9 protein-coding genes and 1 riboswitch are annotated in these 10878 nt (G+C 41.7%); of the genes, 6 read left to right on the top strand and 3 right to left on the bottom strand.

From position 1 onward, the window contains the following. Positions 1-44: 44 nt before the first annotated feature. Positions 45-740, bottom strand: a complete 696-nt coding sequence (locus tag FTU34_RS16765) for an alpha-ketoglutarate-dependent dioxygenase AlkB (RefSeq protein WP_180036221.1) — start codon at positions 738-740, stop codon at positions 45-47. Positions 741-911: 171 nt separating this feature from the next. Here FTU34_RS16765 and FTU34_RS16760 point away from each other — a divergent pair, with 171 nt between their 5' ends. Further along, complete coding sequence (locus FTU34_RS16760) at positions 912-2708, top strand: ABC transporter ATP-binding protein (protein WP_180036220.1); 1797 nt, start codon at positions 912-914, stop codon at positions 2706-2708. A 59-nt stretch (positions 2709-2767) separates the two neighbouring features. Here the strand turns inward: FTU34_RS16760 and phoU are convergent, their stop codons facing one another. Together phoU and FTU34_RS16750 are read right to left on the bottom strand one after the other, a co-directional pair. Continuing rightward, positions 2768-3484, bottom strand: coding sequence for a phosphate signaling complex protein PhoU (gene phoU, locus FTU34_RS16755; protein WP_078189433.1), 717 nt, complete (start codon positions 3482-3484; stop codon positions 2768-2770). Positions 3485-3567: 83 nt separating this feature from the next. Continuing rightward, on the bottom strand, positions 3568-4923 hold the full coding sequence (locus tag FTU34_RS16750; protein ID WP_180036219.1) for a TolC family outer membrane protein: 1356 nt from the start codon (positions 4921-4923) through the stop codon (positions 3568-3570). Between the two features lie 314 nt (positions 4924-5237). On the opposite strand from FTU34_RS16750, the gene FTU34_RS16745 reads away from it, so the two are divergent. The 5 genes from FTU34_RS16745 (at position 5238) to dksA (ending at position 10711) form a co-directional block, all read left to right on the top strand. Further along, complete coding sequence (locus FTU34_RS16745; protein ID WP_218950098.1) at positions 5238-6215, top strand: hypothetical protein; 978 nt, start codon at positions 5238-5240, stop codon at positions 6213-6215. A 111-nt stretch (positions 6216-6326) separates the two neighbouring features. Beyond that, positions 6327-6453: riboswitch (TPP riboswitch) on the top strand. 115 nt (positions 6454-6568) lie between these two features. Further along, positions 6569-8464, top strand: a complete 1896-nt coding sequence (gene thiC, locus FTU34_RS16740; RefSeq protein ID WP_180036218.1) for a phosphomethylpyrimidine synthase ThiC — start codon at positions 6569-6571, stop codon at positions 8462-8464. 76 nt (positions 8465-8540) lie between these two features. Further along, positions 8541-9161 carry an NUDIX domain-containing protein gene (locus FTU34_RS16735; RefSeq protein WP_078189436.1) on the top strand — a complete coding sequence of 207 codons (621 nt, stop codon included), beginning with the start codon at positions 8541-8543 and terminating at the stop codon, positions 9159-9161. Positions 9162-9171: 10 nt separating this feature from the next. After that, positions 9172-9975, top strand: coding sequence for a 3',5'-cyclic-AMP phosphodiesterase (cpdA, locus tag FTU34_RS16730; RefSeq protein WP_180036217.1), 804 nt, complete (start codon positions 9172-9174; stop codon positions 9973-9975). 208 nt (positions 9976-10183) lie between these two features. Continuing rightward, positions 10184-10711: an RNA polymerase-binding protein DksA gene (gene dksA, locus FTU34_RS16725; protein WP_078189438.1), complete on the top strand. Its 528-nt coding sequence runs from the start codon at positions 10184-10186 to the stop codon at positions 10709-10711. Positions 10712-10878 lie beyond the last annotated feature (167 nt).

Here is a 10878-nt window from a genome sequence, read left to right as displayed (position 1 = left end):
TAACTGCAATTTAGGAGAGTGTTATGCCAATTCGGTGACTTTTTCTATCTTTTAACACCAATTCCAGTTTTTAGTTGAGTTTGAGATTGGTGTCGAGAGTAGGTCGCTGGTTTGTGCAAAGGTCTCTCATAGAAATAACGAAAGGTTAAATTCACCCTCGGCTCGGTCACTTTCATCGACTTCATTAGGGCATGTTTCCAATACCGTTGGGTTTTCCCACGCATCACGATCAACTGTCCACTTTGCAGTAAAAGCTGTACTTTCTCTTGAGTGCTTTTATGTTTAAAGCAAAACTTTCGGCTTGCGCCAAAACTCAAAGATGCGATCACCACCTGCTGTGTGGGTGAAAGCAAAGATGGCTCATCATCACTATGCCACCCCACCGCTTGCGTACCATTTTCGTATAAATTGGCCAAACAGGAATTAAACGTCTGACCCAACCGTTGCTCAATATGTTGCTTTAAGCGCAGTAAAGCTGGATTCCAAATCAATGCCTGCTTTTGCATGCCTGAATAGTGATACTCATAATGGGCATCTCCATACCAAACCACTTTTCGCTCCGTTTGATAATACTGTCCATGCAAAATGACTTCATCATGCTGCCAAGCCAACTGCGTGAGGAAATAGCGTAAATATTTTTCACTGTCTTCAGCATTGAAGATCAGTCCATAATCTTCAACTTCACCATCATAGGGCAGCAGGTTTGCATGCGGTTCAGGCGCAAATAATTCAAAATTCATCGGTTCAACTCAACACTGTTAGGCGCAGCAGCGTGATGCTGATGTCGTGAGCACATTTAAAAATATCTTAGCTGAAAAACGCTCGTCACAAATCAAAACATTGTCATCGCTTGTCGCATTGAATTTTCAGTCTTAGACTAAAGCTCATATTCACAATAAAAATAATTGCTTATGAATCTGTGGCAACTTTTCCAAAAATTACGCCCATTCGTAAAGCCATACCGCTGGCTGGTGGTCGTGACGCTGATCTTGACCTTAATTGGCTCACTCACGGCACAGGTGAATGCCCTGACACTCAAATATGCCGTAGACAGCATCAATCAGCTTTTGCAACAAGGTCTCGGTCTAGCCAATGGTTGGCATATATTAATCACCATCAGCGTGGTCTTACTGGGAAAAGAAGTCATCAATGCCATCGTGCAATTTGGACAAAAATCGTTTGGTGAAAAGTTACGTATTTTAATTTCTCAGGATTTGTCCCAAGGCATTATTGAAAAATTTATCACCTATCGATTGGCATTCTTCGATCAACAAGACAACCAAGCAGGTAAGCTCCAAACTCGAATTGATCGGGGTGTCAGCTCGCTCACACGATTGGTTCAAATCTTTTTTATTGATATTTTACCATTATTTACCAGTGCCATTATTGCACTGGGCTTAATGTATTATGCCAATGTTTGGGTTGGTGTGGTGGCCACAATTATCGTGCCGATTTATTTTTGGCTGACCTTCAAACAATCACAAAAACTGGCAGGCAAACGCCGTGCCCTACGCGATAATTTTGAAAAGAAAAATCAGGGTATTCTGAGTATTATCAATTCGATAACGGTCATTAAATCTTTTAACAAAGAAGCCGTCGAATCGAAAAAGCAATTAAATCTGCAAAAGTCACTGACTGAAAACCAGATGCAGACACGGCAAACCAGTTATATCTTTGACGGACTCAAAACCTTTATTGAACAGGTCGGTGTAGTGCTGATCATCATTCTGACGGCCTATTTTGTTTTGGATGGGCAAATGAGTATCGGGATGATTATGTATCACGTGTTGTTATTTAATAATGTCTCTGCCCCGATTCGCTCGCTGCATCGTATCTATGATGAAATTAACTCTGCGATGATTTATTCAGAAAGCTTCTTTAACATCTTAGAAGCGGATCATGAAATTGAAACCAGTGGTACTGCCCAACCTCCGATTCAAGGTCAATTTGAATTGAGCAATGTCGACTTTAGTTATCCCAATGGTTTTCAGGCATTACACCGTATCAATATGACCATCCAACCAAATAAAATTACCGCCTTGGTTGGTTTATCTGGCGCTGGTAAATCGACATTAATTAGCTTACTGGATAAGTTTTATCATCCTCAAGCGGGCAATATCAAACTCGATGGCATCGATTTAGAACAGATTGATACACAGTATTTACGTGAAAATATTGGTTTGGTATTGCAAAAAAATCATATTTTCCCAGGTTCAATTTTTGAAAATATTCGCTATGGCAAAAGTACAGCTACAGAGCAAGAAGTCTTCGATGCAGCACGGAAAGCCTCGATCCATGATCAGATCTTAAAACTTCCGCATGCCTATGAAGCCGATGCTTTACTGCTCTCAGGTGGACAGCAACAGCGCATTGCCTTGGCACGTATGTTCCTAAAAAATCCGCCGATTATTTTCTTGGATGAACCGACTGCAAGTTTAGATGCGATCGCTGCTGAACAAATTAAAAATAGTTTGGATCAAATTAAGCAAGGTCGTACCGTCATCATGATTTCGCATAGTTTGTCGCAAATTATCGATGCCGATTACACCTATGTGATGAAAGACGGACAAATCGTAGAACACGGGGAGCATCATGATTTGTACCATCAAGAAGGTGCCTATAAGCAAATCTTCGATGCGATGGCGAAAAGTTTAAACATTGACAAAATCGCCCGGACTTTTGAGGAAGATGAAGAAACACATAGTTAATTTTAGACCGAAAAAAAGCCCATCGTTTGATGGGCTGCGTTCATCTTGATGTTAATCAATTAACGCTGAACTTTTTGCTCAATTTCTTCAACACTGGTGTGACGGACATCTAGACCTTTCACCATATAAATCACTTGTTCAGAGATATTTCGAGCATGGTCACCAATACGTTCAAGTGAACGCAGCACCCAAAGTACATTCATCACCCGAGTAATGTGCCGTGGATCTTCTATCATATACGTCATGAGGGTACGGGTTGCCGATTGGTACTCGCGGTCAATATCAGCATCGGCCAAAAGGACACGTAAAGCCTGATCTACATCCAAACGTGCAAAGGCATCCAGCGCATCATGAATCATCACGCGGACTTGGTTGCCAATATGACGTGTTTCCATATAGCCACGCGGTGAACCACCCTCTTCACACAAGCTTTGTGCAATACGGGCAATTTTTGCCGCTTCATCACCAATCCGTTCTAAATCGGTGTTGGCTTTCGACATCGCAATCACCATGCGTAGATCAATCGCAGCAGGATGACGACGCGCCAAAATCAGGGTAAGCGCTTCATCAATTTCAGTTTCCATACGGTTCACCGTATTGTCTTGAAATTGAACATCGATCGCCATCGTTGCATCCGTATCCAATAAGGCATGAATGGCATTTGCAACCTGCTGCTCCACCAAACCACCCATGGTCATAAATTTGGTATGCACATCCTGCAATTCTTCATTGAATTGCGAAGAAATGTGATGATTTAAAACAGGATTATTAGGCAAAGCGAGTCTCCACTACAACGTGAATCGGCAGATTTTAGTGCCATATTAAAGCATATTGATTGTGAAACTTTTATGACCATGGATTATTTCTTTAGTAGGATCGATGGCTGATTTTTCTGATCGACCAACCACGCATTCATTTCCACTAAATCAGCTTCCGTTAATTTCCCAACTGAGGCTTTGAGTTGCAGTACATGTATTAAATAATCGTACTTGGAATTTAAATAATCTTGACGGGCTGAAAAGGCATTACGCTGTGCCAGTAGCACATCAACCATAGTTTTCAGACCTTCTTGGTACTGGGCTTGTGAGGCCAAAGACACTTGCGCGGAAGAATCCATTGCAGCTTTACGTGCCTGTAATTTACTTTGATCCGTTTCGACTTGCATATAAGATTTTTTTACATCGGTTTGTGCTTTTCGAATCGCTGCATCCACCTGTGCTTGGCTTTTTTCAACATTGATCGCCGCTTGCTTAATGGATTTCTGTGTCCGTCCACCATTAAACACATTCCAGTTCATTTCAATCCCCACCTGATCAAATTGACCATCTTGCGACATGATGGATTGTGGACTTTGCTTGTTATACCCATAGATCCCTACCGCTTCAATCTGAGGATATAAGGCGGCTTTTTCGACACGTTTACCATCTTCCGCATATCGTTGTTGCATACGCGCTTGTAAAATACCTAGATTCTGCCCCTGAGCCAGTTCTTCCCACGCTTGTACATTGTTTGGAATCGGTTTTTCAAACTGAAAATCTTCACGTAACACCGCCAAATTTTCTCGATATGGCCCAATCAACTGTTGTAATTGTTCCTGCGCCAAAACCAATTGAACATTGGTTGCCATGCGGTTTGCCCGTGCATTTTGATATTGTGCATTGGCTTCACTGACATCACTTTTTGCCACCAAGCCTTCTTTTAATTTGCCATTCATCATGCGCAGCTGTTCAGATAGCGCCTGTTCTTCTTGTAGGTTGGCAACCGTTAATGCCTGTTGGCGTAGGACATTAAAATAAGCTTCAGAAACATTTAAAATATGATCTTGTTTTTGAATCCGCAAATTAATTTCACTTAAATTAATCGAGGTCTTGACTTGCTTCAGCCCTTCCCATGCATCCCAACGAAAAATGGGCTGACGAGCAGTGAGCGCAATTTGTCTTGTTGTGGTGCTGTCTGGCATGATCAGCCCGGCTTGAGCGCCGCTTTGGTTGGAATTGTGATTTTTTCGAGTCACATTTCCGGAGATTGTTACCGTTGGAAGTAAGTTCCCATTGGCAATCCCCAAATTCAATTTATCCGCTTCATATTGTAGTTTATTGGCTTGCCAATTGGGGTCTTCTTGTTTTGCACGTTCATAAGCTTGCACAAGGTCTAGCGCACACGCCCACTGACTCGTGAAAAGCAAACAAAGACCCACCACAACTTTTTTGTTCATTTTTTTTGTAAATTCCTAATATTCAAATACCCGAGATTGAATATTCAAGCCTAAAACTAAGCAGATACTAATCATATCCTTGCAAATTTCCGTATGATTTTTATTAATTTTTTATATCAAATGCGACAAAACCGGATAATTTCAGTCGTTTTCAGACACTACTCACAACGCTATAACAAAGAACTGTACAATAGTACACATATTGCACGTGTTTCATCTATAAAATAGTCGACATTCCATCGGACAATACCACTTCTATAGCGCATCGAGTTCCTGTGTCAAAAAAATTTCAGCTGCCTGCAAAGTTTAGTGCAATGTTTTTATGTTTCAGTATGTTGAGTGGATGCCAACAACAGCCTGAACCACAACCTGCACCAGAGTCTCCCAACAATAAGACTGTTGAAAAAGAAGCAGTCGATTTGTCTTTGCTGTGCAAAAAACTTGAAAAAAATATGCTGGAAATTGATGATCAACGCACAACTTTCGCTTTAGAACAAATCAACCAAGATCTAAAAGTCTGTCTACCACTGTTAAAAGCTGACGAACAAAAAAAATTACTGCGTTTGTCCAATCAAATGTATCGCAACTTTTTACATGTTGAACGTACCGCTCAACAGCAAATGGCGTTCGAACAATTTGCCTTTGATATGGCTCAGCATCCCACCATTCAACAAAATCATTATGAGCAGCTCACTGCCCGCGATCAGTATTTACTGAAACATAAAGGCCAAGCTTATGTGGAGTTGTTCGATGCCGATGAAGGACAGTTACGCTATCGCCGCAGTCCTGAATATTTAGCCAAAATTTTTGCGCCTTATATGCAAGAATCTGAGCAAGTCTTTATTGAAAAACTGGCTGAACAAAATGCACAACCTGCCTTGCTACATCAAAGTTTAGCCATTGAGCCACAAGAGATTGCGACACGTGCTATTTTTTGGGAAGACTATCTGAAACAATATCCAAATAGCCCCTACAAAAAAGATGCACAACAATTGCTGTACCAATACAGCCAATTGCTGTTTATTGGTTCAGCGCATAGCCCAGTTTCTAATGATTTTTCAGACCGCCTCAGTATTCAAGTCAGTTCTTTGGAAGAAATTGAACGCTTGGCTCAATTAAAAAACTCCACATTGGCAGATCAGGCGCGTTTATTTTTAAAATTATTAGATCAAAACACTGCCTCATCTACTCAACGTTCAGAAGCTCAGTTGTTGAATTTAATTGGCGTCCGTAATCCTGATCCGCATTATAAGAAAGACTGTTTTAGTGATGCTATTTGTGTAAATAAATAGTCCTCTTAGCTAACTCTAGCTCAATTGCACACGAGCCTGCCCAAAATTCTGCACTGCAAAATCAATGAAAAATAACACTGTTTTAAAACAGCCTTCATGCTAATATCCGCACAAAGCTTGACGGAGCGCAGGTAATTTCCTGCTGAGATCATCTAAGTTTAGTTCGCTAAATTTAAGGATGAGTACCGTTGAACCTGATCAGGTTAATACCTGCGTAGGAATCAAGCCATCTAAAAACTTAAGCCCCTCTTATCTCTTGGTTTTACACCGTTATTTCAGGTGAACCCATCAGATAAACCGCCACGTTTTTGGTCGTGCTTGATTCGTTGATGTCATTCATAAGGATCATTGCAATGAACCAATTAACGAATCTCACCGCTTCAGATCGCGCTGCTCAACATGAACAAGATGCTAAAGATCTCACACGTATTCTCCCTGCTTCAAAGAAAGTCTATATCCAAGGCTCACGTCCAGATATTCGCGTACCAATGCGTGAGATCAGCCTTACAGATACGCCTACAGGTCTGGGTGGAGAAAAAAATCTGCCGATCATGGTCTATGACACCTCTGGTGCTTATACCGACCCCAAAATTCAAATTGACCTAAATCAAGGTCTACCCAATGTCCGTGAATCTTGGATTGAGTCACGAAATGATACGGAAATACTCGATACCTTGACTTCAAAATTTGGACAAGAGCGTCTTCGAGATATTCGTACAGCAGAGATTCGTTTTGCGCATATTTCAAAACCGCGTCGTGCTCGTCGTGGGCACAATGTCTCTCAAATGCACTATGCCAAACAAGGCATCATCACCCCTGAAATGGAATACATTGCGATTCGTGAAAATCAGCGCCAGCGTGAAGGTGTAGATATGCGCCAACATGCCGGTCAAAATTTTGGCGCACGTAATTTAACTGAAATCACCCCCGAATTTGTACGTCAAGAAGTGGCTGAAGGTCGTGCCATTATCCCTGCCAACATTAACCACCCTGAATGTGAACCGATGATTATTGGTCGTAACTTCTTGGTGAAAATCAATGCCAACATTGGTAACTCAGCGCTCGGCTCAAGTATTGATGAAGAAGTGGCAAAAATGACCTGGGCAACTCGTTGGGGCGCTGACACCATCATGGATTTATCGACAGGTAAAAATATCCATGAGACCCGCGAATGGATTATTCGCAACTCCCCTGTACCGATTGGCACCGTGCCAATTTACCAAGCTTTAGAAAAAGTTGATGGAGTCGCAGAGGACTTAACCTGGGAAATTTTCAAAGACACACTGATTGAACAAGCCGAGCAAGGTGTCGATTATTTTACGATTCACGCAGGCGTACTGCTTCGTTATGTTCCACTCACCGCCAACCGTTTAACAGGTATTGTGTCACGTGGCGGATCCATCATGGCGCAGTGGTGCTTAGCGCATCATGAAGAAAACTTCCTGTATACGCATTTTGATGAAATCTGCGAAATCATGAAAGCCTATGATGTGTCATTCAGTTTAGGTGATGGTTTACGTCCAGGGTGTATTCAAGATGCCAACGATGAAGCTCAATTTAGTGAATTACGCACCTTAGGTGAATTGACTCACCGTGCATGGGAACATGATGTACAAGTCATGATTGAAGGCCCGGGCCATGTCCCAATGCATATGATCAAAGAAAATATGGATCTACAACTCGAGGTATGCAAAGAAGCGCCTTTCTATACCCTTGGACCACTCACCACCGATATTGCGCCGGGCTATGACCACATTACCTCTGCGATAGGTGCAGCAATGATTGGTTGGTACGGCACGGCTATGCTGTGTTATGTGACCCCGAAAGAGCATCTAGGTCTACCAGATAAAAAAGACGTCAAAGATGGCATTATCACCTACAAAATTGCAGCCCATGCCGCAGACCTTGCTAAAGGTCATCCCGGTGCGCAGGCCCGTGATAATGCATTGTCGAAAGCACGCTTTGAATTCCGCTGGGAAGACCAATTTAATCTGAGCTTAGACCCTGATACAGCGCGCAGCATGCATGATGAAACCATGCCGAAAGAAGCACATAAATCGGCCCATTTTTGTTCGATGTGTGGACCTAAATTTTGCTCGATGAAAATCACACAAAATGTGAGAGATTATGCAAAAAATCAGCAAGATATGCAGCTTTCTTCAGAATCTAATCCTGAAATTGAAACAGGTTTACAGAGCATGAAAGCGGCCTATCATGAACATGGTCAAAAGTTGTACCACAAAGTGTAAAGCTTAAAAAAAATCTTTTGTATTCAACAAAATCTCGGTTAGGATGAAATGGAAGATTTCATCCTAATTAGCGCTTATGAATATTATTAAACAGGCCACATATAACAAAAAAGATTACAGCATTGAAGGGCGTGAACATCTTTATAAAGGCTTTATTCAAGTTGAAAAAGTTCTGCTTCGACACCGCTTATTCCATCAAGACAGCATGATTCCAACCATTCAGCGTGAATTGATTCATCGTCCTGAAGCAGCAGGTGTGCTGATCTATAGTCATCAACAACAAAAATTTGCCTTAATTGAACAATTCCGCATTGGAGCGATTGATGATGAAACTTCGCCATGGCAACTAGAGATCATTGCCGGCGTGCTCGATGGTGATGAATCTGCTGAAAGCTGTATCCGCCGTGAAAGTTTGGAAGAATCAGGCTGTGAATTAGATGCGCTACAGCATTTATTTAGTTTTTATCCCTCTGCGGGTGCCTGCGCGGAATTATTCCACCTATATAGTGCTGAAGCTGAACTGCCTGAACATGGTGGAGTCTTTGGTATGCCTGATGAAGGAGAAAATATTCAATTGCATATCTTAGATTATGCTGATATTCCTGAATTATTAACCAATGGTCGGCTAAAAAACGCACCTGTCATTATGGCCTTGCAATGGTTACAACAACAAATACATACTACAAGGAATGTCTAAGGGGAAGGACATGACTTTAAGGGACACACCACAATACGACTGGACACTGATCCAGATCTCGGACACACATTTAATGGATCAGGAAGATCTTGAGTTTGTCCGCATGAATCCAGAGCAGAGTTTTCACGATGTGATTCAACAAATTCAGTTGAACCATCATCACATCGATACGCTTGTCCATACTGGCGATCTTGCACAAGTGCCGGTAGAGCGCACCTATGCGCGTTATCGCGAATATATGCAACAGCAGCCGTTTCCATTTTATCAGATTCCGGGTAACCATGACGAAGCATCTTGCTTCCCATTTCATCAACAGCAAGATCGGGCACACTGCATCGAATTAGGCAACTGGTGTCTGATTTTACTGAACAGTGCGGTCAAGGGAAAAGTGGATGGTTGGGTATCACAACAGCAGTTGGAACAATTAGACCAGTTGCTCACAACACACCCACAGAAACACATCATTGTGGCATGCCACCACCACCCTTTTGCCATGCAATCGCATTGGATAGATCAGCACAAATTAAAAAATGCTGAACATCTGATGGATGTGCTTTCACGTCATGACAATGTCAAAATTGTACTGTGCGGACACGTACATCAAGACTCGTCTAATCAATGGCGCAATATTCAGTTTTTATCGACACCTTCGACCAGTGTTCAGTTCAAACCGCATAGTGAAAATTTTGCCTTAGATGAAGCTTTACCGGGGTATCGTGCACTCTATCTGAATGATAATGGTGAATTTAAAACAGAAGTTGTTCGAGTCAAATTGAAACAACCTCAAATTAATGTTGAAATTTCAGGTTATTAACTTTTCAATTTGATTTTTTTGCTTTACTTTATGCCTTCTAAAGGAAAAGTGATAGTTAGAATCCAAACATCAAAGACTATCAATAAGCAGAAAAAGTCTATATGATGACGACCCCCACAGAAGGAAACTCTGTGTTGGGTGGATAAAAACTTGCATATCACCATATTTTTTGCGTATAGATATATGCATATGATGAGGAATGCCCTACATGGCGAATGACAACCAAAATCAAGTCTTAGACGAACAAACTGATGTAGTAGACGAAAAGTCTACCAAACGCGTGCGCAAATCAAAGCCAAAGGCGACTGAAGGTGGTTCTACTGCAAGCTTATTTGGTATTGAACCTTATCAGCCTAAAAAGAATGAAGAATACATGTCTGAAGGGCAACTTGAGCATTTCCGCCACATCTTATTGGCGTGGAAAGCTGAGTTAATGTCAGAAGTAGACCGTACTTTGAATACCATGCAAGACGAAAATACTGCGCTTCCAGATGTGAACGACCGTGCAACGCAAGAAGAAGAATTTGCGATTGAACTTCGTACACGTGACCGTGAACGTAAACTGATCCGTAAAATTGAACAGTCAATTGAAGCGATCAAAAATGATGACTACGGTTTCTGTGAAACGTGTGGTATCGAAATTGGTTTACGTCGCTTAGAAGCGCGTCCAACAGCGACTTTATGTATCGACTGCAAAACACTTGCAGAGATCAAAGAGAAGCAAAATAACGGTTAATTCTGTGTTGAGTAATTCCTCTCTAGCCCTCCCTTTAGATCATAGGTATCTACACAAATCCCAAGTTTTGGGTTAAATTGAAGAGCATGCTCTTCAATTTAATATCTCCCATCTTGATACACGTCTCGTCAGACGATACAACGCCCTCGTAAAGCTTAATATGAATC

The sequence above is a fragment of the Acinetobacter sp. YH12094 genome (assembly GCF_013419295.1).
Taxonomy (GTDB): Bacteria; Pseudomonadota; Gammaproteobacteria; order Pseudomonadales; family Moraxellaceae; genus Acinetobacter; species Acinetobacter amyesii.
The sequence above is the reverse complement of the archived record's forward strand: the minus strand, read 5'-3'. Positions and strand labels throughout refer to the sequence as shown.